Origin of the sequence: Pseudomonas sp. XWY-1 (genome assembly GCF_002953115.1) — a bacterium.
GTDB lineage: Bacteria > Pseudomonadota > Gammaproteobacteria > Pseudomonadales > Pseudomonadaceae > Aquipseudomonas > Aquipseudomonas alloputida.
Window position 1 is genome coordinate 1654181 of sequence record NZ_CP026332.1, and the last position, 19690, is coordinate 1673870.

General features: G+C 63.3%; 23 protein-coding genes. 20 read left to right on the forward strand and 3 right to left on the reverse strand.

Annotation, left to right across the window (positions count from 1 at the left end; all coding sequences use genetic code 11):
• Positions 1 to 210 precede the first annotated feature (210 nt).
• From PRJ_RS07990 to PRJ_RS08005, 4 genes are read left to right on the forward strand one after another with little or no spacing between them, the layout of a single operon-like run.
• The gene (locus tag PRJ_RS07990; protein ID WP_104961060.1) at positions 211 to 999 is read left to right on the forward strand and encodes a ParA family protein; all 789 of its coding nucleotides are present in this window, start codon (positions 211 to 213) and stop codon (positions 997 to 999) included.
• The gene (locus PRJ_RS07995) at positions 999 to 1892 is read left to right on the forward strand and encodes a CheW domain-containing protein (RefSeq protein WP_020191816.1); all 894 of its coding nucleotides are present in this window, start codon (positions 999 to 1001) and stop codon (positions 1890 to 1892) included. Before PRJ_RS07990 ends, PRJ_RS07995 begins: the two co-directional genes overlap by 1 nt.
• Before the next feature lie 41 nt (positions 1893 to 1933).
• Complete coding sequence (locus PRJ_RS08000) at positions 1934 to 2413, forward strand: chemotaxis protein CheW (protein ID WP_003254393.1); 480 nt, start codon at positions 1934 to 1936, stop codon at positions 2411 to 2413.
• A gap of 1 nt (position 2414) precedes the next feature.
• Complete coding sequence (locus PRJ_RS08005; protein ID WP_010955062.1) at positions 2415 to 2810, forward strand: DUF2802 domain-containing protein; 396 nt, start codon at positions 2415 to 2417, stop codon at positions 2808 to 2810.
• 106 nt (positions 2811 to 2916) lie between these two features.
• Here the strand turns inward: PRJ_RS08005 and PRJ_RS08010 are convergent, their stop codons facing one another.
• The 3 genes from PRJ_RS08010 to PRJ_RS08020 all read right to left on the reverse strand — a co-directional run bounded on the left by PRJ_RS08010 (position 2917) and on the right by PRJ_RS08020 (position 7588).
• The gene (locus PRJ_RS08010; protein ID WP_104961061.1) at positions 2917 to 5628 is read right to left on the reverse strand and encodes a dermonecrotic toxin domain-containing protein; all 2712 of its coding nucleotides are present in this window, start codon (positions 5626 to 5628) and stop codon (positions 2917 to 2919) included.
• Positions 5629 to 5696: 68 nt separating this feature from the next.
• Positions 5697 to 6035 carry an EscU/YscU/HrcU family type III secretion system export apparatus switch protein gene (locus PRJ_RS08015; RefSeq protein ID WP_020190265.1) on the reverse strand — a complete coding sequence of 113 codons (339 nt, stop codon included), beginning with the start codon at positions 6033 to 6035 and terminating at the stop codon, positions 5697 to 5699.
• On the reverse strand, positions 6032 to 7588 hold the full coding sequence (locus tag PRJ_RS08020) for a flagellar hook-length control protein FliK (protein ID WP_064491602.1): 1557 nt from the start codon (positions 7586 to 7588) through the stop codon (positions 6032 to 6034). Before PRJ_RS08020 ends, PRJ_RS08015 begins: the two co-directional genes overlap by 4 nt.
• Before the next feature lie 236 nt (positions 7589 to 7824).
• Here PRJ_RS08020 and ccmA point away from each other — a divergent pair, with 236 nt between their 5' ends.
• From ccmA to PRJ_RS08105, 16 genes are all read left to right on the forward strand, one after another.
• Positions 7825 to 8457 (forward strand): cytochrome c biogenesis heme-transporting ATPase CcmA, encoded by a 633-nt coding sequence (ccmA, locus tag PRJ_RS08025; RefSeq protein ID WP_104961062.1) that lies wholly within the window; start codon positions 7825 to 7827, stop codon positions 8455 to 8457.
• Positions 8454 to 9122, forward strand: a complete 669-nt coding sequence (gene ccmB, locus PRJ_RS08030; protein WP_012051653.1) for a heme exporter protein CcmB — start codon at positions 8454 to 8456, stop codon at positions 9120 to 9122. The genes ccmA and ccmB overlap by 4 nt, the downstream gene beginning before the upstream one ends.
• A gap of 46 nt (positions 9123 to 9168) precedes the next feature.
• Entirely contained in the window at positions 9169 to 9936 is a 768-nt protein-coding gene (locus tag PRJ_RS08035) for a heme ABC transporter permease (RefSeq protein ID WP_010955058.1), read from the forward strand.
• Positions 9933 to 10109 carry a heme exporter protein CcmD gene (gene ccmD / locus PRJ_RS08040; RefSeq protein WP_003254380.1) on the forward strand — a complete coding sequence of 59 codons (177 nt, stop codon included), beginning with the start codon at positions 9933 to 9935 and terminating at the stop codon, positions 10107 to 10109. Before PRJ_RS08035 ends, ccmD begins: the two co-directional genes overlap by 4 nt.
• Positions 10106 to 10561 carry a cytochrome c maturation protein CcmE gene (gene ccmE, locus PRJ_RS08045; protein ID WP_014590169.1) on the forward strand — a complete coding sequence of 152 codons (456 nt, stop codon included), beginning with the start codon at positions 10106 to 10108 and terminating at the stop codon, positions 10559 to 10561. The genes ccmD and ccmE overlap by 4 nt, the downstream gene beginning before the upstream one ends.
• Entirely contained in the window at positions 10558 to 12546 is a 1989-nt protein-coding gene (locus PRJ_RS08050) for a heme lyase CcmF/NrfE family subunit (protein ID WP_104961063.1), read from the forward strand. The genes ccmE and PRJ_RS08050 overlap by 4 nt, the downstream gene beginning before the upstream one ends.
• The gene (locus PRJ_RS08055; RefSeq protein WP_014590171.1) at positions 12543 to 13079 is read left to right on the forward strand and encodes a DsbE family thiol:disulfide interchange protein; all 537 of its coding nucleotides are present in this window, start codon (positions 12543 to 12545) and stop codon (positions 13077 to 13079) included. Before PRJ_RS08050 ends, PRJ_RS08055 begins: the two co-directional genes overlap by 4 nt.
• Positions 13076 to 13552: a cytochrome c-type biogenesis protein gene (locus PRJ_RS08060; RefSeq protein WP_003254376.1), complete on the forward strand. Its 477-nt coding sequence runs from the start codon at positions 13076 to 13078 to the stop codon at positions 13550 to 13552. The genes PRJ_RS08055 and PRJ_RS08060 overlap by 4 nt, the downstream gene beginning before the upstream one ends.
• Positions 13545 to 14741, forward strand: a complete 1197-nt coding sequence (gene ccmI / locus PRJ_RS08065) for a c-type cytochrome biogenesis protein CcmI (protein WP_104961064.1) — start codon at positions 13545 to 13547, stop codon at positions 14739 to 14741. Before PRJ_RS08060 ends, ccmI begins: the two co-directional genes overlap by 8 nt.
• Before the next feature lie 12 nt (positions 14742 to 14753).
• On the forward strand, positions 14754 to 15170 hold the full coding sequence (locus PRJ_RS08070; protein WP_104961065.1) for a hypothetical protein: 417 nt from the start codon (positions 14754 to 14756) through the stop codon (positions 15168 to 15170).
• A 654-nt stretch (positions 15171 to 15824) separates the two neighbouring features.
• Positions 15825 to 16019: a hypothetical protein gene (locus PRJ_RS30310; RefSeq protein ID WP_256597945.1), complete on the forward strand. Its 195-nt coding sequence runs from the start codon at positions 15825 to 15827 to the stop codon at positions 16017 to 16019.
• Between the two features lie 38 nt (positions 16020 to 16057).
• Complete coding sequence (locus PRJ_RS08085) at positions 16058 to 16996, forward strand: 2-hydroxyacid dehydrogenase (protein ID WP_104961066.1); 939 nt, start codon at positions 16058 to 16060, stop codon at positions 16994 to 16996.
• Positions 16997 to 17046: 50 nt separating this feature from the next.
• A complete protein-coding gene (locus PRJ_RS08090; RefSeq protein WP_104961067.1) occupies positions 17047 to 17835 on the forward strand; it encodes a PhzF family phenazine biosynthesis protein in 789 nt (262 codons plus the stop codon).
• A 67-nt stretch (positions 17836 to 17902) separates the two neighbouring features.
• Complete coding sequence (locus tag PRJ_RS08095) at positions 17903 to 18310, forward strand: GFA family protein (RefSeq protein ID WP_004577113.1); 408 nt, start codon at positions 17903 to 17905, stop codon at positions 18308 to 18310.
• Positions 18311 to 18437: 127 nt separating this feature from the next.
• Positions 18438 to 18776 carry an FKBP-type peptidyl-prolyl cis-trans isomerase gene (locus tag PRJ_RS08100; protein ID WP_104961068.1) on the forward strand — a complete coding sequence of 113 codons (339 nt, stop codon included), beginning with the start codon at positions 18438 to 18440 and terminating at the stop codon, positions 18774 to 18776.
• Positions 18777 to 19010: 234 nt separating this feature from the next.
• Positions 19011 to 19673, forward strand: coding sequence for a histidine phosphatase family protein (locus PRJ_RS08105; protein WP_010955050.1), 663 nt, complete (start codon positions 19011 to 19013; stop codon positions 19671 to 19673).
• Positions 19674 to 19690: the final 17 nt, after the last annotated feature.

Sequence of the window (19690 nt, forward strand, 5' to 3'; positions counted from 1 at the left end):
CGTCGCTGATACGAACACGATTTTGAATGTGCCGCCGTCCCCTGTGGCAGCGGGCATGCCCGCGAAGCCAGCGACTCGGTGAATGGCACCGGCTACGCCGGTGTTCGCGGGCTTGCCCGCTCCCACAGAGGGGCGTGCGAGCTTTGAAGTTTTGCGCATGACGGTTGTTTCTACAGTGTCCCTGCCAAATCAATAGATAGAGTTTGCTTGATGAGAGTCTGGGCAGTAGCCAATCAAAAAGGTGGCGTCGGCAAGACCACCACTACCATTGCCCTGGCCGGCCTGCTGGCCGAGGCCGGCAAGCGCGTGGTCGTCGTCGACCTCGACCCGCACGGCTCGATGACCAGCTACTTCGGGCACAACCCGGATGCCCTGGAGCACAGCTGCTACGACCTGTTCCTGCACAAGGGCACGGTGCCCGAAGGCTTGCCCGGGCAACTGCTGCTGCCCACCAGCGATGAGCGCATTTCGCTGTTGCCGTCGAGTACCGCGCTGGCGGTGCTGGAGCGCCAGTCGCCAGGGCAGAATGGCCTGGGCCTGGTAATCGCCAAGAGTCTGGCGCAGCTGTGGCAGGATTTCGACTATGCCCTGATCGACAGCCCACCCTTGCTGGGTGTGCTGATGGTCAATGCCCTGGCCGCCAGCCAGCAGCTGGTGATCCCGGTGCAAACCGAATTCCTTGCGGTGAAGGGCCTGGAACGCATGGTCGGCACCCTGGCCATGGTCAACCGTTCGCGCAAGCAGGCGCTGCCGTACCAGATCGTACCGACCCTGTTCGACCGTCGTACCCAGGCGTCGCTGGGCACCCTCAAGCTGCTGCGTGACACCTACGGGCAGCATGTATGGCAGGGCTACATTCCGGTGGATACGCGCCTGCGCGATGCCAGTCGCAAGGGCGTCACGCCTTCGCAGTTCGACAGCAAGAGCCGCGGGTTGGTTGCCTACAGGGCGCTGCTCAAGCACCTGCTCACCTACAAGAACGCAGTGCAGGTAGCCTGATGACTCAAACCCGGCAAACCAGCACCCGGCCCCAGATGGCCCTGCAATCGTACCTGGACGGCTTGCTGCAGGAGGCCACCGAGGCCGAAGACCTGAGCGAGCAGCCAGCAGTGGCGGATGAATTCGCCGAGGCGGTGCGCGAGGAGCAGGCACGCGATGCCCGACAGCCAGCCCGGCCTGAGCCCGCCGAAGCCGCCGCCAGCTTTGCCCCGCGGCCATTCGCCGAACCCCGGCTGGCGGTACTGCCCAGCGTGATGCCGGTGGAAGCCCCGGTGGTGACGGTGGTCGAGCAGGAGATCGTGGCCGAAGCCAGCATCCCGGTACTGATCGAAGAACAAACCGTGGAACCGGCTGTGCCACTGGTCGATGTGCATCTGCCGGCGCCCAACCTGCCCGTACCCCCGGCCACTGTCGACGGTCGTCCGGTGTGGGCGGCCGAGCCGTTCGAATGCCTGCTGTTCGACGTTGCCGGCCTGACCCTGGCGGTGCCGCTGGTGTGCCTGGGCTCGATCTACACCCTGGCTGGCCAGGAGCTGACACCACTGTTCGGCCAGCCCGACTGGTTCCTCGGCATCCTGACCTGCCAGGCCGGCAACCTGAAGGTGCTGGACACTGCGCGTTGGGTAATGCCCGACCGCTACCGCGATGATTTTCGCCAGGGCCTGCAATACGTGATTTCGGTGCAGGGCTATGAATGGGGGCTGGCGGTGCATCAGGTCAGCCGCTCGCTGCGCCTGGACCCGTCGGAGATCAAGTGGCGCAGCCAGCGTGGCCAGCGCCCGTGGCTGGCCGGCACCGTAATCGAACACATGTGCGCACTGCTCGACGTCGCCGCACTGGCCGAGCTGATCGCCAGCGGTGCGGTCAAGCAGATGCACGCCAAACAGAAATGACACAGAACATACCGCCAACGGCGGATTTTGAGGGTAGGGGAATGAAAAAGTCGTCTGCACAAGGTTCCGAAGATCCGATCCTGCAGTGGGTTACCTTCCGTCTGGACAACGAGTCCTACGGCATCAATGTGATGCAGGTGCAGGAAGTCCTGCGCTACACCGAGATTGCCCCGGTGCCGGGTGCACCGAGCTACGTGCTGGGCATCATCAACTTGCGCGGTAACGTGGTGACGGTGATCGACACGCGTCAGCGTTTTGGCCTGATGCCGACCGAAGTGACCGACAACACCCGTATCGTCATCATCGAAGCCGACAAGCAAGTGGTCGGCATTCTGGTCGACAGCGTGGCCGAAGTGGTTTACCTGCGCCAGTCCGAAATCGAAACCGCGCCGAACGTGGGTAACGAAGAGTCGGCCAAGTTCATTCAGGGCGTGTGCAACAAGAATGGCGAACTGCTGATCCTGGTCGAACTGGACAAGATGATGACCGAGGAAGAGTGGTCCGAGCTGGAGAACATCTGAGTTGATCCTAGAGGTTGCTGTCATCTTCCTGGCGCTGGCCTGGGCGCTGAGCCTGTGGTTTTTCCTCAACTACAGCAAGCGCCAGCGCGAGCTGGCTGCGCAGCAGGCCGAGGGCGATGCGCTGCGTGACCAGCGCATCAAGGACTTGGCCAAGCGTCTGGATGACTACCAGAACGGCACGGTGCGCATGGGTGAGGCCATCCATGAGCTGCGTGCGGCGGTGGCCACCCTGCCGGACCGGCTGGAGCGCCTCGAGCAGCGCGACCCCAGCAACGTTACTTTCAGCCAGGCGGCCAAGCTGGTGGGGATGGGGGCGAGTATCGATGAGTTGACCCAGAGCTGCGGCTTGACCCAGGCCGAGGCGGAGTTGATGAGCAAGGTGTACCGGGCTCCTTGACGGGGTACCCTCGGCAGCAGGTTCGTCGCTTGGGAAATCGAGCGGCGCCCATGCTCCGCTCGATCTGAAAGGTGTCGCCAGGCCCGTTCAGTACCCGCTGTTCATTTCAATTGCGAACCCAGGAGTGATTGCCGCCCACGCCGGCGAACCGGTTCAGGGGCAGCAGTTGCTTCAGGGCTGTATTGGCTTGCGAAGGGTTGATGAATGGATAGGTGTTGACGCGTGGCATGGTGTGCAGGTTGATGATCTGGCGCAGGGTCCGCAACCCGGGTAGATGGCGATCGACCACTTCAGTGAGCAGTGCCGGCCCGGTGAGGTAGCTGAGCGTGTTGGCATAGCGGTAGAAACCGCTCGGGTCCTGCTCCAGGCTCGGTCGGCTTTCGTAGAAGTCTGCATGGGTCTGGTAACGTGCGAGCATTTCATCGGAGATCGCATCCAGCAGCGGGTTGCCTGGGTGGCTACCAATGAGGCTGGTGTTGTACAGGCAATTCATGCTCATTTTCTCGTTGGACATCGGCGGTGGCAGCAGCAGCCCATCGGGTGGGGTGCGCAGTTCGACCTGATCGATCGTTTCGCCCTTGCCGTCCGGCAGCAGGAAGTCGTCCACGTCCATGTACAGCCCACCCTCATGGTGCAGCATCCGGTAGCGCAGCACATCGGTCGCAGACGCGTAATTGGTGGCGATGCCACCGTTGCCATCCAGCGCTGCCTCGTACTGCGCGTAATAGCGGCTCTGGCGGAAGGCCCGGAAGAAGCCTTGCTCTTCAAGCGGCAATACCTGCAGCCCTGGCGCCCGGGCTGCCAATAGCCTTGCGTTCTGTTCGTAAGCGGTAGGCGAAGCCTTCGACAGAAACAGGCGCATGCTGTATTCACTGTCGCTCAGGCGCGCGGCGTTGGCGGCAAGGTTGGCCAGCAATGGCTCGCTTATGACTTTGTCGCCGACCCAGAGGCTGGAGATAAGTTTGGGGATGGGGGCGCTGTCCGGGGCCGGTGTCGGAATGGTGACTGGCAGTGGCAGGTCGACACCCAGCGCGCGCAAGGTGCGGGTGCGCATGGCGTCGGTGACTGGGCGCTGCCTGTCGAGCGCCACAAGGTCACGGCTCCCAGGCACTGCGATGTAGGCTTGCGGCTCGACCTCGTTGACGGTTTCCCTGATGATGAATGCGTCGTGCTCCAGGTCATAGACCACGCGTGCATTGTAGGTTTCGATGCTGCATTCCAGGTCGTCCAGTTCGCCATCGTAGTGTGGCAAGCGTATCACCGCGCCGGCAACAGCCGGGTCGCCTTCGTCAAGCGGTGTAATCGGCTCGTGGTGGTGGAAGTACTCCGCGCCTTCTGGCTCTGGAAGCCGCGGTGGACTGGTCGGGCTCAACGGATAGCCGAGCTGCTCGTTGACCTCGCGCGGCATGACAAAACCATCGCTTTTGAACTCGAACAGGGCCTTGATGCCTGCGCTGCCCTCCGTTGCCAGCGGTACGGCGTTGAACAACCCCCAGGCGATGTCGCCAACCCCGTCCTGTTTGGCTTTCAGGCTGTGGCCGTTGATCACCTGATCCAGGCCCAGGCCCAACTGGGCAATGCCACCGACCGCCAGCAGTGGCGCCAGCCCCGGCACCACCAGGCACAGTGGCGCCAGCAGGTTGAGCGTGTTGGCGAGGTAGCCACGCCATTTGGCTTTGGTAACCTGGCTATCGGTGGTGATGACAAAATCGGCGTCGTCGTAGCTGCGCTGGCGCTGGCGCTCGGTCAGGGCTGCGAACATATCCCCGGTCAGTTTGGGGTTGTATTTGCCAGGTTTGTAGTTCACGTAGGTTCTGGGGGGCCAGACGCCATCATCGTTGAAATAACCGTGTTCAGGCGGCAGCCGGTGCCGGTCCGGATAGTCGCCAAGGCCCTCGAGCGCGGTGTCCAGGCCACTGAAATCGAGGCCCTGGGGGCGGTCGGCGAGCCTGAAGTGTTGCTTTAGCGCTTCGCGTCGGGCGGGGTCCTTGCACTGATCGCCCACCCAGTCCTTGAGCAGGTTCTCGCTGGCGAATTCGAGCAAGGGCGAGCTGTTACCTGGCATGTACAGCAGGGTCAGATCGCTGTGGGGGGCATTGATGTACAGCAGGTCGGTGGCCGCATAGCCATAGATGCTCAGCGTGCTGACCCGTATCTTGAAGCGCTGCGGCATCATGCCGGCGGCTTGCCATGCCAGCTCCCTGGCGGCATCGCTCAGGCGCCCCTGGCTGACCTGGGCGTTGCAGGCGGCGATGAAATTGAGCTTGCTGGCCAGGCGGTGAGTGTCCTGATGCTCCTGCCAGTAAGCGTCGAGCATGGCTTTGAACGGCTGGTGAAAGTCCAGCGCTTCGATGAACCGCTGGAAGGCTTCAGCCGGAACCTGAATGTGGGTCGAGGCATCGTAACGGGCGGGGGACGATCGCTGGAACAGGCCGTTATACACCTCGAAGGCGGCGCCCTGATGGCCAAAGCCCAGCGTTGGCAGGCGATCGACCAGCTTCAACGGCCCTTGGGGGAAGGTGCCTGCCCAAGGGTTGGCGAACAGTGCGCCGATGAGGTTGTTATCGGACTCCCCTTGCCAGTTGCCCAGCAGCGCCTGGGTCATGCTCTGGGTCTGCTGGACCGCTGCCACATACCCTTGGTCATCCGGCCGGTAGTGCAGGGTGACCACATCGACGCGATCGGGGTCGATATGCACACCTTGCCCGGCAAGCCACTGCCGGATCAAGCGATGGGCTTCGCGGTCCGGGCGTGGGATGTTGGCCAGATGGTCTACTACGAACTGCACGCCTTTGGCGTTGATTCTGCTGTCGATCATGACGGTACACCTTGTACGTGGGAGGCCGACAAGGTTGGGCGCATGGAGAGGGAGGGGGTGGTAGATAGTTACTGGCCAGTGCCGGGCAGCGGGGGCAATGGTGGGGTGATATCGCGTTCTGCCGGGCGCGGATCATCGAAGCCGGCGGGTACCTTGCCGCGCAGGTGCCAGGCGAAGGCGATGATCTCGGCAATGGTCAGGTACAGCGCCTCGGGTATTTGATCGCCCAGCTCCAGCCGCGCCAGCAGCCGCACCAGCTCGGCGTTTTCGTAGATCGGAACTTCGTGTTCGCGGGCGAGCGCAAGGATGGCCTCGGCCAGGTCCTCGTCGCCCTTGGCGGTGAGGGTCGGTGCCTGATGGCCGTCGTAGTTCAGCGCTATGGCTTGGCGTGGTGTCGTATCGTTCATGCGGTTTCGTCCACCCAGCGTTGTTCCATCCGTGTGCGTGGCCCCTGCGGCGGGATGCCCGGGTGGCACTCTAGGTCGCCGACTTCCAGGCCCCGGGCCAGCAGGCGCGCGCGCAGCGCGCCAAGCTGGGTGTCGATCAACCGCGCGGTCTGCTCGCGCTCCGCCCATAGCTGCCCGCTCAGGCGGCCCTCGCTCAGTTGTGCCTGCACTTGCATGGGGCCGAGTGGGGACAGGTCGAAGGCCAGCTCGATGCGCCACAGGGCTTGTCGAGGGTCTTGGGCTTCATGTTGGCGGTCGGCCTGTTGTTGTGGGGTTTCTTCGCGCTGCAGTTTGACTTGCAGCGGGATGAAGTCCTGGCCGTGGCGGATCGGCACTTCAGTTTGCCAGGTGGTCTGCAGGTTGCCGTTTTCCAGCGTGCCGGTTTGTTGCAGGCTGCTCATGGCGTGGCTCTGCAAGCGTGAAACGGCAGCGGCAGCCAGGCGCAGCAGCTGTTGCAGGTCGCCTTCCTCTTCCAGGGCCTTGAGCAGGCGCGACGGTAATGGGAACGCGCCCGGCTGCGGCTTGGGGCTGACCCGCTCGAGCATGCCCAGTGCGCTGCGCGCCAAAGCCGGCATGGTCACGGCCAGGCTGGCGGGGTTGAGATTGGCAGCGCTTGCCGGGAGGGCAGGGGCCTGGGCCATCAGCCGCAGCAAATGCGCCTTGAGGTCGGTGGCGACGCTGGCGGTGGACCCGCTCAGCAGCTTCGCTTCGAGAAAGCTGCCGCTGTTGTTCAGGGCCTGGGCCACTGCCTTGGCGTCGCCCAGTTGTCGGGCGTCCGGCAGGCCGGCCAGCAGGCGTTCGGCGCTGGCGCGCAGGTCGCCATCGACGCCTGGGTCGCGGGTGAGCTGTTGCAGGGCGTTGAGCAGGCCGGGTAGCGAGGCTTGGCGGTTTTGCTGGGTCAGCAGCTGTTGGGCAATGCTGAGTTGGTCCTGCCTGCCGCTGAGCGGCACGAAGCGCAATGACTGATCACCCTGCACCAGGGCGCTGAGCAGGCTGCCAATGGCCAGCGGGCGCGGGCTGTCGATGCTCAGTGTGGCGCCGGCCTGGTTGCTGTTGAGCAGGCTGACCAGCGCCCGGTACACGGCCGGTTGGCCGGGTGCCTGGGCCAGCAGCTGGTTGGTCAGGACCTTGCCTTGCAGCAAGGTGCCGACCGGCACCTTGCTGGTGTCCAGCTGGGTGAGGGTGGCGACCTGGCTGGCGCTGGCCTGTTGCAGCATGATCGCCAGGCGGTTGCTTTCGGTCTGGCTGACGGTGATCTGGCTGCCTTGTGGCAGCGGCTGGCTGGCGTTGGCCTGAAGCTGGGTCTGCACGCCGTTGGCCTGCATCAGCCGTAGCACCAGCTGAAAGTCCTGGCCCGTCTGGCGCAACGATAAAACCTCGGCTTGCGCGGTTTCGCCAGGAGCCAGCAACCCAGGCTGCGCCTGGATCAGGCGCAGCAGATCGCCGGTCATGCCCGCCTTCATGGCTTGGCTGTTGATCGCGGTTTGTGCGCCGAGACTATTGATTTCAGTCATGATTGTATACAACCTGTCGAGCCCGGCCTCTTGGCAGCGCGGCGGCGCGTGTAATAATGCCGCGCGCCTGTGGTTGCCAGTATAACGGCAGCGCGCGGGGCGACTTGAGACACAAGGGCTTTGGAGCGGTTTTGGCTGCTTCGCGGGTGAACCCGCTCCTACAGGGTTGTAGGAGCGGGTTCACCTGCGAAGCAGGCGACGCCGCCCCAATGCCCTACTAAAGATAAGGCGAAACCGTGACCCTTCACCTCCAAGCCGCGGGCCTGGCCTGCGAGCGCGACTGGCGCCTGCTGTTCGAACAGCTCGATTTCGAGCTGGGCGCCGGCGACATGCTGCAGATCAGTGGCCCCAACGGCAGCGGCAAGACCAGCCTGTTGCGCCTGCTGGCCGGGCTGATGCAGCCGACGGCCGGGCAGATTCTGCTGGGTGGCAAGCCCCTGGCAGAACAGCGTCATGCCTTGGCCAGCGCCCTGCTGTGGATTGGCCACGCCGCCGGCATCAAGGACTTGCTCACCGCCGAGGAGAATCTCACCTGGCTGTGCGCCCTGCACCAGCCGGCCAGCCGCGAGGCAATCTGGGCGGCGCTGGAGGCTGTCGGCCTGCGCGGTTTCGAAGACGTCCCCTGCCATACCCTGTCAGCCGGTCAGCAGCGCCGTGTGGCCCTGGCCCGGCTGCACCTGGCTTGTCCGCCGCTATGGATTCTCGACGAGCCGTTCACCGCGCTCGACAAGCAAGGCGTGGCGCAGCTTGAAGCGCACCTGGCAGCCCACTGCGAGCAGGGCGGCACGGTGGTGCTGACGACTCATCACACACTGGAACGCAAGCCCTCCGGTTATCGAGAACTGAACCTGGGGCAATGGACTGCATGAGCGTATTCATTTTGTTGCTGCGCCGCGAAGCGCGCCTGCTGTTCCGTCGCCCCGCCGAACTGGCCAACCCGTTGGTGTTCTTCGCCATTGTCGTGGCCATGTTCCCGCTGGCGGTCGGCCCGGAAAGCCAATTGTTGCAAACCTTGTCGCCGGGCCTGGTCTGGGTGGCAGCGTTGCTGGCCGTGTTGTTGTCGCTGGACGGCCTGTTCCGCAGCGATTTCGAAGACGGCTCGCTGGAGCAATGGGTGCTGTCGCCGCACCCACTGGCACTGCTGGTGCTGGCCAAGGTGCTGGCGCACTGGATCTTTTCCGGGCTGGCGCTGGTATTGTTGGCGCCACTGCTGGCACTGATGCTGGGGCTGCCAAGCCATTGCCTGCCGGTGCTGCTCGGTTCGCTGCTGCTGGGTACGCCGGTATTGAGCTTGCTGGGCGCGGTAGGTGCGGCGCTGACAGTCGGCCTTAAACGCGGAGGTTTGTTACTGGCGTTGCTGATTCTGCCGTTGTATATCCCTGTATTGATCCTGGGCAGTGGTGCGTTGCAAGCGGCGTTGCAAAATATGCCGGCAACCGGCCATCTGCTCTGGCTCGCCAGCCTGACGGCCCTGGCCGTTACCCTGGCACCCTTTGCGATAGCGGCCGGCCTGAAGATCAGCGTCGGCGAATAACGAGTCCCGGGCTCTCAAGCCCGGCAAATACCCTGGATGTACCCTGATGAAAATAAGCTGGACGTGGTTCCACAAGCTGGGCTCCCCGAAATGGTTCTATGCCATCAGCGGCCGCATGCTGCCGTGGCTGGCCGGTGCTGCCGTGCTCCTGCTGCTGGTCGGCATCACCTGGGGCCTGGCCTTCGCCCCCCAGGACTACCAGCAGGGCAACAGCTTCCGCATCATCTATATCCATGTGCCGGCGGCGATGCTGGCGCAGTCCTGCTATGTGCTGCTGGCGGTGGCCGGGGTGGTGGGGCTGGTGTGGAAGATGAAACTGGCCGACGTCGCCCTGCAGTGTGCCGCGCCCATTGGCGCCTGGATGACCGCCGTGGCGCTGGTTACCGGCGCCATCTGGGGCAAGCCGACCTGGGGCAGCTGGTGGGTGTGGGATGCCCGCCTTACGTCCATGCTCATCCTGCTGTTCCTGTACTTCGGCATTATTGCGCTGGGCCAGGCGATCAGTAATCGTGACAGTGCGGCCAAGGCCTGTGCGGTGCTTGCGATTGTCGGTGTGGTGAATATCCCGATCATCAAGTATTCGGTGGAGTGGTGGAACACCCTGCACCAGGGGGCCACCTTCACCCTTACCGAAAAGCCGGCGATGCCGGCCGAAATGTGGCTGCCGCTGTTGTGCACGGCGCTGGGTTTCTACTGTTTCTTCGGCGCCGTACTGCTGCTGCGCATGCGCCTTGAAGTGCTCAAGCGCGAAGCGCGCGCCAGTTGGGTCAGGGACGAAGTATTGAACAGCCTGGGGCGGAGGGCCGCACAATGAGCTTTGCCACCTTCGGTGACTTTCTCGCCATGGGCCACCATGGCCTGTACGTGTGGTCGGCCTATGGCATCTGCCTGGCGGTGCTGGCGCTGAACGTTGGTGCGCCACTGCTGGCCCGTCGTCGCTATTTGCAAGAAGAGGCGCGCCGTTTGCGCCGGGAGAACAACCAGTGAATCCGCAGCGCAAGAAACGCCTGTTGCTCATCGTCGGCCTGCTGGTCGGCGTCGGGGTTGCCGTCGGCTTTGCCTTGAGCGCATTGCAGCAAAACATCAACCTGTTCTATACACCGACCCAGATCGCCAACGGCGAAGCCCCGCTGGACACGCGCATCCGCGCTGGCGGCATGGTCGAGAAAGGCTCGGTGCAGCGCTCGGCCGACTCGCTGGACGTGCGTTTCGTGGTAACCGACTTCAACAAGTCGGTACCCATCACCTACCGCGGCATCCTTCCCGACCTGTTCCGCGAAGGGCAGGGTATCGTCGCCCTTGGCAAGCTCAACACCGAAGGTGTGGTGGTAGCCGATGAGGTGCTGGCCAAGCACGACGAGAAATACATGCCGCCCGAAGTCACCAAGGCCCTGAAGGAAAGCGGCCAGGCCGCTACCGGCGGGGAGACGAAGCCATGAACGCAGCACTGGTAGTCCCCGAACTGGGCCAGTTGGCGATGATTCTGGCCATCTGCTTTGCCGTCGTGCAGGCCAGTGTGCCGCTGCTTGGCGCGTGGCGTGGCGACAGCCTGTGGATGAGCCTGGCGCGGCCGGCAGCCTGGGGGCAGTTCGCCTTCTTGGCGTTTGCCTTTGCCTGCCTGACCCATGCCTTCATGACAGACAATTTCTCGGTCGCCTATGTGGCCAGCAACTCCAACAGCGCCTTGCCCTGGTACTACAAGTTCAGTGCGGTGTGGGGCGCCCATGAGGGTTCGTTGCTGCTTTGGGCGCTGATCCTCGGCGGCTGGACCTTTGCCGTGTCGGTGTTCTCCCGGCAGTTGCCGCAGGTGATGCTGGCCCGCGTGCTGGCGGTAATGGGCATGATCAGCGTGGGCTTCCTGAGCTTCCTGATCATTACTTCCAACCCGTTCCAGCGCCTGCTGCCGCAGGTGCCGACCGATGGCCGTGACCTCAACCCGCTGCTGCAGGACTTTGGCCTGATCGTTCACCCACCCATGCTCTACATGGGCTACGTGGGCTTTTCGGTGGCCTTCGCCTTCGCCATCGCCGCCTTGCTGGGCGGCCGGCTGGACGCTGCCTGGGCGCGCTGGTCGCGGCCGTGGACCATCGTCGCCTGGGCTTTTCTGGGTATTGGCATCACCTTGGGGTCGTGGTGGGCCTATTACGAACTGGGCTGGGGTGGCTGGTGGTTCTGGGACCCGGTGGAAAATGCCTCGTTCATGCCTTGGCTGGTGGGCACGGCACTGATCCACTCGCTGGCGGTGACCGAGAAACGCGGGGTGTTCAAGAGCTGGACCGTGCTGCTGGCAATTGCCGCATTCTCGCTGAGCCTGCTGGGTACCTTCCTGGTGCGTTCCGGCGTGCTGACCTCGGTGCACGCGTTTGCCGCCGACCCGTCGCGCGGTATTTTCATCCTGTTTTTCCTGCTGTTCGTGGTCGGCGGGTCGCTCACGCTGTTCGCACTGCGTGCACCGGTGGTCAAGAGCCAGGTCGGTTTCGCCCTGTGGTCGCGTGAAACGCTGCTGCTGGCCAACAACCTGGTGCTGGTGGTGGCGGCTTCGATGATTCTGCTCGGTACCCTGTACCCGCTGGTGCTCGATGCCCTGACCGGTGCCAAGCTATCGGTCGGCCCGCCCTACTTCGACGCCTTGTTCCTGCCGTTGATGGCGCTGCTGATGGTGGTGATGAGCGTGGGCGTGGTGGTGCGCTGGAAGGACACCCCGGGCAAATGGCTGGCCAGCATGATGACCCCAGTGTTGATCGGCAGTGCCATCCTTGCTCCGGTTGCCGGCTTTATCGTCGACGACTTCGATTGGCCGACGCTGACGGCCTTCGCCCTGGCTTCTTGGGTAGTGCTTGGCGGGCTGCGTGACATTTTCGACAAGACCCGCCACAAGGGCCTGATCAAAGGCCTGCCGGGCTTGGGCCGCAGCTACTGGGGCATGCAACTGGCGCACCTGGGCCTGGCGGTGTGTGCGCTGGGCGTGGTGCTGTCCAGCAACAACAGCGCCGAGCGCGACCTGCGCATGGCGCCGGGCGAAAGCGTGGAGCTGGGTGGCTACCACTTCCTGTTCCAGGGCGCCAAGCACTTCGAGGGGCCGAACTTCATCTCTGACAAGGGCACCATCGTGGTCAGCCGCGATGGCCGTGAAGTGACCACACTTTACCCGGAGAAGCGCCTGTACACCGTGCAACAGTCGATGATGACCGAAGCGGGCATCGACGCCGGCTTTACCCGCGACCTGTACGTCGCGCTTGGCGAGCCACTGGAGAATGGCGCCTGGGCTGTGCGCGTACATATTAAGCCTTACGTCCGCTGGATCTGGCTGGGCGGTCTGCTGACCGGCCTGGGCGGGTTGCTGGCGGCCCTCGACCGGCGCTACCGCGTCAAGGTCAAGACCCGGGTGCGTGATGTCCTGGGCGTGTCTGGAGCAGCTGCATGAAGCGTTGGATCATGGTAGTGCCCCTTGCAGTGTTCCTGCTGGTGGCGGTGTTCCTCTACAAGGGGCTTTTCCTCAAGCCCGACGAGCTGCCTTCGGCAATGATCGGCAAACCGTTCCCGGCGTTTTCCCTGGCGTCGACACAGGGGGACCGCACCCTGACTCAGGCCGATTTGCAGGGGCGCCCGGCACTGGTCAACGTGTGGGCCACCTGGTGCCCGTCGTGCAAGGTCGAGCACCCGTACCTGAACCAGCTGGCACAGCAGGGTGTGGTGATCCATGGGGTCAACTACAAGGATGACAACGCCGCCGCGCAGAAGTGGTTGGCCGAGTTCCACAACCCCTATCAGCTGGATATTCGTGACGAGCAGGGCAGCCTGGGCCTGGACCTTGGGGTGTATGGGGCGCCGGAAACCTTCCTGATCGATGCCAAGGGCATCATCCGCTACAAGCACGTAGGCATCGTCGATGCCACGGTCTGGCGTGAACAGCTGGCGCCGTTGTACCAGGGCCTGATCGACGAGGCCAAGCCATGAGGCGCTGGCTGGCAGCTGCGGTGCTGGGCATGAGCCTGGCCGGTGTGGCCAAGGCGGCGATCGACACCTATCAGTTTCGCGACGAGGCCGAGCGCGAGCGTTACCAACAGTTGACCAAGGAACTGCGCTGCCCCAAGTGCCAGAACCAGGATATTGCCGACTCCAACGCGCCGATTGCTGCCGACCTGCGCCGAGAAATCTTCCGCATGCTCGGCGAAGGCCAGAGCAACCAGCAGATCATCGACTTCATGGTCGACCGCTATGGCGACTTCGTGCGCTACAAGCCGGCGCTCAGCGGGCGTACCTGGCTGCTGTGGTTTGGCCCGGGGATCTTGCTGGCCGGTGGCTTCGTGGTGCTGGCGGTGATCGTACGCCGGCGCCGTGCTACGGCCGTGCAGGGCGCCGATGAGTTGTCTGCCGAAGAACGCGAGCGTCTCGCCAAACTGCTGGAAAAAGAACAGACCCATGATTGAATTCTGGCTTAGCGCGGGCCTTCTGCTGCTCGCTGCCCTCAGCTTTTTGCTGCTCCCGATCCTGCGTGGCCGCCGTCGCCAGCAGGAAGAAGACCGCACGGCCTTGAACGTGGCCCTTTATCAGGAACGTGTCGCCGAACTGGCGGCCCAGCAAGCCGCCGGTGTGCTTGATGAGGCGCAGATGGCCAAGGGCCGGGACGAGGCTGCCCGCGAGCTGCTGGCCGATACCGAAGGCGCCGAGGCCCCGCGCCAGGGGCATTTGGGCAAGGCCCTGCCGCTGCTGGCTGCGGGACTGGTGCCGCTGATGGCGCTGGGGCTGTACTTGCATTTTGGGGCGGCCGACAAGGTGGCGCTGACCCAGGAGTTTGCCGAGGCACCCAAGTCGATGGAAGAAATGACTACGCGCCTTGAGCGCGTGGTGCAGGCCCAGCCGGATTCGGCCGAGGCCATGTATTTCCTTGGCCGGGCCTACATGGCCGAGCAGCGCCCGGCCGATGCCGCGCGTACGTTCGAACGGGCCGTGGCCTTGGCTGGCCGCCAGCCCGAGCTGCTGGGGCAGTGGGCTCAGGCCCAGTACTTTGCCGCCAACAAGCAGTGGAGCCCGCAATTGCAGGCGCTGACTGACGAAGCGTTGAAGGCTGACCCCAACGAGGTGACCAGCCTGGGCCTGCGCGGTATTGCTGCGTTTGAAGGCGAGCGTTATCAGGAAGCCATCGACTACTGGAAGCGCTTGCTGGCGCAGTTGCCAGAAGGTGATGCATCGCGAGCGGCCCTGCAGGGTGGTATCGACCGCGCCGCCGAGCGCCTGGGTGGGGTGCCAGCAGAGGCGACCGAGCCTGCACCTGTGGCGGCTCGCCTGAAAGTGCGGGTGGAACTGGCGGCTTCCTTGAAGGACAAGGTCAAGCCGGACGACACGGTGTTTATCTTCGCTCGCGCCAGCAATGGCCCGCCGATGCCGCTGGCGGCCAAGCGGGTGACCGTGGCGCAGTTGCCGATCGAGGTGGAATTGTCTGATGCTGATGCGATGATGCCGCAGATGAAACTGTCGCAGTATGCCGAAGTCCAACTGGTTGCACGTGTTTCACGCGCGGGTCAGCCTACCCAGGGTGAGTGGGTTGGCCGGGGTGCTCCGTTGTCTAGCGCCACCCAGGCTACCCAGCGCCTGACCATCGACACTCCAGACCAGTAAGAGAGCAATGCCATGCACAGCACCGTCCGCCTGACCCTGATTACCCTGGCCTTGGGTTTGTCTGCGTGTACGGTGCATGAGCCGTACGAGCAGCCCGCGCCACCGATCGAGCGTTTGCCGCCGTCGGGGCCGGTGGTCAAGCCCTTGCCGGGCAGGCAGCCTGCCACTCAGCCGAGCAAGCCGGCGGCGATACCCAAGCCCATGCCGCGCACCTCGGCCAGCTTTGCGCCACCGCCTGGCGGGGCAAGCCACTGGGATCCCAAGCTGGGTGTATATGTATTGGAGAAGCAGCCCAATACCTTCTACCGGCAGCGTACCTACTATCGGTTTGATAACGGCTGGAGCTGGTCGTTGAGCCCGAATGGGCCTTGGCAGGAAACTGACAGCAGTGGTGTACCAGGTGGGTTAGGGCGGGCGTTCGCACAGTAACGCTATTTCTGTATTCGCTTCTGTTTCTGTTTCTGTTTCTGCTCTTGATTTTGATTTTGCTTGTAAGCGCGCGATAGATCAGGCGACGCAGATTGCGACTTCAGGAGGCCGAGCGCAGGGCTTGCGAAGGGAGGTGACGGGCATGGATGCCCGTCAAGCGCTGAGGCCCCATGGATGGGGCCTGCAGCGCGTACTCCCGGGAGCAAGACCGTAGCGAGGGGACCCCGGAGCGTAGCGCAGGGGCCGGATGATAGGAGCCAGCGTTTTTTGGTTACTTTTTGTCGCGTTTGACAAAAAGTGACCCGCCGTAAGGGCGGAAAGGTGACTATGCGCCACCTGCGTGAATGAATACCTACTCGATGTGAGTGCCCACATCCAAGAAGCAAGAAGCAAGAAGCAAGAAGCAAGAAGCAAGATGCGAACTCGTCTGTTTTGACTCAGCGAACCGTCCGTTTGCGATGGCGACGCTGACTCACCTTTTCGCCCTTACGGCGAGTCACTTTTTGTCAAACGCGACAAAAAGTAACCAAAAAACGCTGCGCTCCCATCATCCGGCCCCTGCGCTGCGCTCCGGGGTCCCCTCACTCCGGCCTTGCTCCCGGCAGGACCGCGCCGAAGGCCCCATCCTGGGGCCTCAGCGCTTGACGGGCATCCATGCCCGTCACCTCCCTCCGCAAGGCCTGCGTTCGGCCTCCTGAAGTCGCGAAGATCAAGATCAAGATCAAGATCAAGATCAAGATCAAGATCAACAGCAACAGCAACAGCAACAGCAACAGCAACAGCAACAGCAACAGCAACAGCACAGTACAGTTTTGCCTTGTTATTTCCATTGACTGTACTGGCCGGTGACTCCGCATAATGACGCCTCTAATTCACCCGGAGGTGGCATGAGCAAGACAGTCCTGGTACTGGTGGAAACCGTCGACGATTACCTGCCCATGCTGGAGCAGGCCGGTTACCACCTGATCCGTGCCCCTTCGCCGCAACTGCGCGCCGATGCCATTCATCGCCACGCCGAAGAAATCGATGCGGTACTCACCCGTGGGCCGTTGGGGCTATCCGCCGCCGAAATTGACGCATTACCCAGATTGCAGATCATCTGCGTGATCGGCGCAGGCTACGAGCAGGTCGACCTGGCCGCCGCCGCCGCACGCGGCATAACCGTCACCAATGGCGCCGGGGCCAATGCCGCGGCCGTCGCCGACCACACCCTGGCCCTGCTGCTGGCGCTGCTGCGCGACATCCCCCGTGCCGATGCCAGCACGCGGCGCGGTGAATGGAACCGGGTTATCAGCCCCTCGGTGAGTGGCAAGCGCCTGGGCATTCTCGGCCTCGGCGCAGTGGGGCTGGCAATCGCCAAGCGGGCCCACTTGGGCTTCGACATGCACGTCAGCTACCACAGCCGCACAGCACGCCAGGATGTGCCCTATGCCTGGTACGACAGCCCCCGACACTTGGCTGAAGCCGTCGACATTCTGGTGGTGGCCACCCCCGGTGGCGCCAACACCCGGCATCTGGTCGATGCCCACGTCCTTCAGGCCCTGGGCGCTGACGGCTATCTGGTGAACATCGCCCGTGCCAGCGTGGTCGACACCCAGGCCCTGATTGCTGCATTGCAGCGTGGCCAGCTGGCTGGCGCTGCGCTGGATGTTTTCGATGACGAGCCAGCAGTGCCCGATGCACTCAAGGCCTTGCCCAACACCGTGCTCACACCCCACGTGGCTGGCCAATCGCCAGAAGCCGCGCGCGACACGGTGGACTTGGTGCTGCGCAACCTGCAGGCGTTCTTTGCCGGTGAGCCAGTTTTGACCCCGGTACGCCCGTAACCTTTTCCAGATATCTGCCCGGCAGCGCCCGGGCAACAAGGAGTGTGTGCATGCAACTCGAAATATTCCAGGTCGATGCCTTTTCCACTGAACCGTTCGGTGGCAACCCTGCCGCAGTAATCCCGCTGGAAAGCTGGCTGCCGGACGATGTGCTGCAGCGCATTGCCGAAGAAAACAACCTGTCAGAAACAGCCTACTTCGTGCGCAACGGCGAAACGTTCGACTTGCGTTGGTTCACCCCCGCCGTGGAAGTCGACCTGTGCGGCCACGCTACTTTGGCTTCGGCCTATGTGTTGTTCGAGCAACTAGGGGAGCAGGCGCAAGTGCTGCGCTTCAACACCCGCAGTGGCGAGTTGCGCGTCAGCCGTGGCACTGATGGCCTGCTGGCCATGGACTTCCCGGCCAAGCAACCCGTAGAGGTGGACATACCGGCGGGTCTGCTGCAGGCGCTGGGCTTGAGCCAGGCACAGGTGGTGTACCGTAGCGACGATTATGTGGTGGTGATCGACGACGCCTTGCTGCTCGATACGTTGAAACCAGACTTTGTTGCGCTGTCGGCCTTTGACGTCCGTGGCATTGCCGTGACCGCGGCAGGGCGTGGCTTTGACTTCGTCACCCGCTGGTTCGGCCCGCGGGTTGGTGTGAATGAAGACCCGGTAACCGGTTCGGCACACACCTCGCTGGCGCCGTTATGGGCCCAAAGGCTGGGCAAGAACGTGCTGAGCTGCGAGCAGGGCGGGGCACGCAAAGGGCAGTTGCAGTGCGAAGTGCCGGGCAATGGCCGCGTAATCATCAGTGGGCGGGCGGCGTTGTACCTGCGGGGCAATGTGTACATCTAGTACGGCGTGCGATGCCCTGGGGGGCTTCTATAATTGCAGGCCCATCTTTCCGTTCAAGGAGCCACCCATGGCCCTGGAAAAACACGGCACCTGCCTGTGCGGCGACACGCGGCTGACGGTCACCGTCGACAATACCCATATCAGCGCTTGTCATTGCAGCATGTGCCGCAAGTGGACCGGCGGCCCGCTGCTGGTGGTCCACTGCAGCAAGCCTCCGCTGATCGAGGGGCGTGCGCCGAGCGTCTATGATTCGTCCGACTGGGCCCAGCGTGCTTTCTGTGGCCGCTGTGGTACGCACCTGTACTACCGGCTCAAGGCCAACGACTTCCATGCCGTGCCGGTCGGCCTACTCGATGGCGACCAAGCCTGGGATTTCGACCTGCAGATCTTCGTCGAAGAGAAACCCGCGTGGTACTGCTTCGCCAATCAGACCAAGGAGCTGTCCGGCCAAGAGGTGTTCGAGCAGAACAGCTGATTCAACGTCATGTCTGTACGGAGGCATTCCGTCGGCGAATGCCTCCGTACAATTCTGCGTGAACTTGTCAAACCGGTGCATTCCTGAGAAAAGGGCGGTTTTGTTTTTCAGCGTTTGGAGTGTACCCGTGAGCCAAGAACTGCAGATCATCGACCTGGTCGAGGGAGACGGCAAAGCCGCCGTCAAGGGTGCCCTGATCACCACCCAGTACACCGGCTGGCTGGCCGATGGCAGCGAGTTCGACTCGTCCTGGTCGCGCGGTAAGCCGTTTCAGTGCGTGATCGGTACCGGCAGGGTAATCAAAGGCTGGGACCTAGGCCTGATGGGCATGCGCGTTGGCGGCAAGCGCAAGCTGCAGGTACCGGCACACCTGGGGTATGGCGAACGCAGCGTAGGGAAGATCCCGCCGAATTCGGACCTGACCTTCGAGATCGAACTGCTGGAAGTGCTCACGCGGGATGATTGAGTGGTCACGTTGCAACCCGAGGTTCTTGCACCTTACACAATTGCGCAACACCTAGCCCCTAACCTAGGCCTTGCCTAGGGAACGGCAATCACCTCCAGGGAGGAACCAAACGGGTTCGGGGCACTCTGACCCTCACGCGTTGCCAAGGATGGCATTCACTGCACGGGCGCCCTGCAACTGGCCGGGCGATGTGGCGGGTAAACCCGATATTCTCTGCCACACGAGCCTGCCTTGATGAAGTTGCCAACATTCTTTCGCCGTCGCCGTCACTTGCTGCTGAGCCTGGTGCTCACTGCCATCGCCGCGCCGTTGGCGCTGGAGGCTGTCGAAAGCCGGGCACAACCGGTGGATGGCACCCAGACCCTGGTGTTTCTGCGTCATGGCGAGAAGCCGGGCGAGGGGCTCGGGCAGTTGAACTGCCAAGGCCTCAACCGTGCGCTGGACCTGGCCAGTGTACTGCCCGAGCGCTTTGGCAAGGCCGACTACGTGTTTGCCGCCAACCCCACGCGGCATGTCGAGGAAGGCAGCCGGGACGAAAGCTACAGCTATATCCGCCCATTGATGACCATCACCCCCAGTGCCATCCGCCTCGGCTTGCCGGTGAATATCGACTACGGCGCCAACGACACCGCTGAACTGGCCGATGAGTTGCTGAGCGACAAATACCGCAATGCGACCATCTACACGGCCTGGTCCCACGGCTACCTGCCGGAACTGATCAACACCGTGGCCGGCAAGGCCCTGGGGGAGGAGCGGGTGATCACCGAGGACTGGAGCGGCGAAGACTTCGACACCCTCTACGTATTGACCCTGACCTGGCGCGATGGCAAAGCCAGCCTGCTGAGCCGCAATGTGCGCCAGGGCCTGAATGACGGTGCGCATAGCTGCCCGACCTGATCCGCTGGTACTGTTTG

Excerpts from the sequence above, each read along its gene's own strand:
- PRJ_RS08070 (WP_104961065.1), top strand. The coding sequence starts at position 14,754 with ATGCACAGCACCGTCCGCCTGACCCTGATTACCCTGGCCTTGGGTTTG.
- PRJ_RS08060 (WP_003254376.1), top strand. The coding sequence starts at position 13,076 with ATGAGGCGCTGGCTGGCAGCTGCGGTGCTGGGCATGAGCCTGGCCGGT.
- PRJ_RS08050 (WP_104961063.1), top strand. The coding sequence starts at position 10,558 with ATGAACGCAGCACTGGTAGTCCCCGAACTGGGCCAGTTGGCGATGATT.
- PRJ_RS08000 (WP_003254393.1), top strand. The coding sequence starts at position 1,934 with ATGAAAAAGTCGTCTGCACAAGGTTCCGAAGATCCGATCCTGCAGTGG.
- PRJ_RS30310 (WP_256597945.1), top strand. The coding sequence starts at position 15,825 with ATGCCCGTCACCTCCCTCCGCAAGGCCTGCGTTCGGCCTCCTGAAGTC.
- ccmD (WP_003254380.1), top strand. The coding sequence starts at position 9,933 with ATGAGCTTTGCCACCTTCGGTGACTTTCTCGCCATGGGCCACCATGGC.
- PRJ_RS08085 (WP_104961066.1), top strand. The coding sequence starts at position 16,058 with ATGAGCAAGACAGTCCTGGTACTGGTGGAAACCGTCGACGATTACCTG.
- PRJ_RS07995 (WP_020191816.1), top strand. The coding sequence starts at position 999 with ATGACTCAAACCCGGCAAACCAGCACCCGGCCCCAGATGGCCCTGCAA.
- PRJ_RS08020 (WP_064491602.1), bottom strand. The coding sequence starts at position 7,588 with ATGACTGAAATCAATAGTCTCGGCGCACAAACCGCGATCAACAGCCAA.
- PRJ_RS08010 (WP_104961061.1), bottom strand. The coding sequence starts at position 5,628 with ATGATCGACAGCAGAATCAACGCCAAAGGCGTGCAGTTCGTAGTAGAC.
- ccmI (WP_104961064.1), top strand. The coding sequence starts at position 13,545 with ATGATTGAATTCTGGCTTAGCGCGGGCCTTCTGCTGCTCGCTGCCCTC.
- PRJ_RS08105 (WP_010955050.1), top strand. The coding sequence starts at position 19,011 with ATGAAGTTGCCAACATTCTTTCGCCGTCGCCGTCACTTGCTGCTGAGC.
- PRJ_RS07990 (WP_104961060.1), top strand. The coding sequence starts at position 211 with ATGAGAGTCTGGGCAGTAGCCAATCAAAAAGGTGGCGTCGGCAAGACC.
- PRJ_RS08015 (WP_020190265.1), bottom strand. The coding sequence starts at position 6,035 with ATGAACGATACGACACCACGCCAAGCCATAGCGCTGAACTACGACGGC.
- PRJ_RS08035 (WP_010955058.1), top strand. The coding sequence starts at position 9,169 with ATGAAAATAAGCTGGACGTGGTTCCACAAGCTGGGCTCCCCGAAATGG.
- PRJ_RS08095 (WP_004577113.1), top strand. The coding sequence starts at position 17,903 with ATGGCCCTGGAAAAACACGGCACCTGCCTGTGCGGCGACACGCGGCTG.
- PRJ_RS08090 (WP_104961067.1), top strand. The coding sequence starts at position 17,047 with ATGCAACTCGAAATATTCCAGGTCGATGCCTTTTCCACTGAACCGTTC.
- PRJ_RS08055 (WP_014590171.1), top strand. The coding sequence starts at position 12,543 with ATGAAGCGTTGGATCATGGTAGTGCCCCTTGCAGTGTTCCTGCTGGTG.
- ccmB (WP_012051653.1), top strand. The coding sequence starts at position 8,454 with ATGAGCGTATTCATTTTGTTGCTGCGCCGCGAAGCGCGCCTGCTGTTC.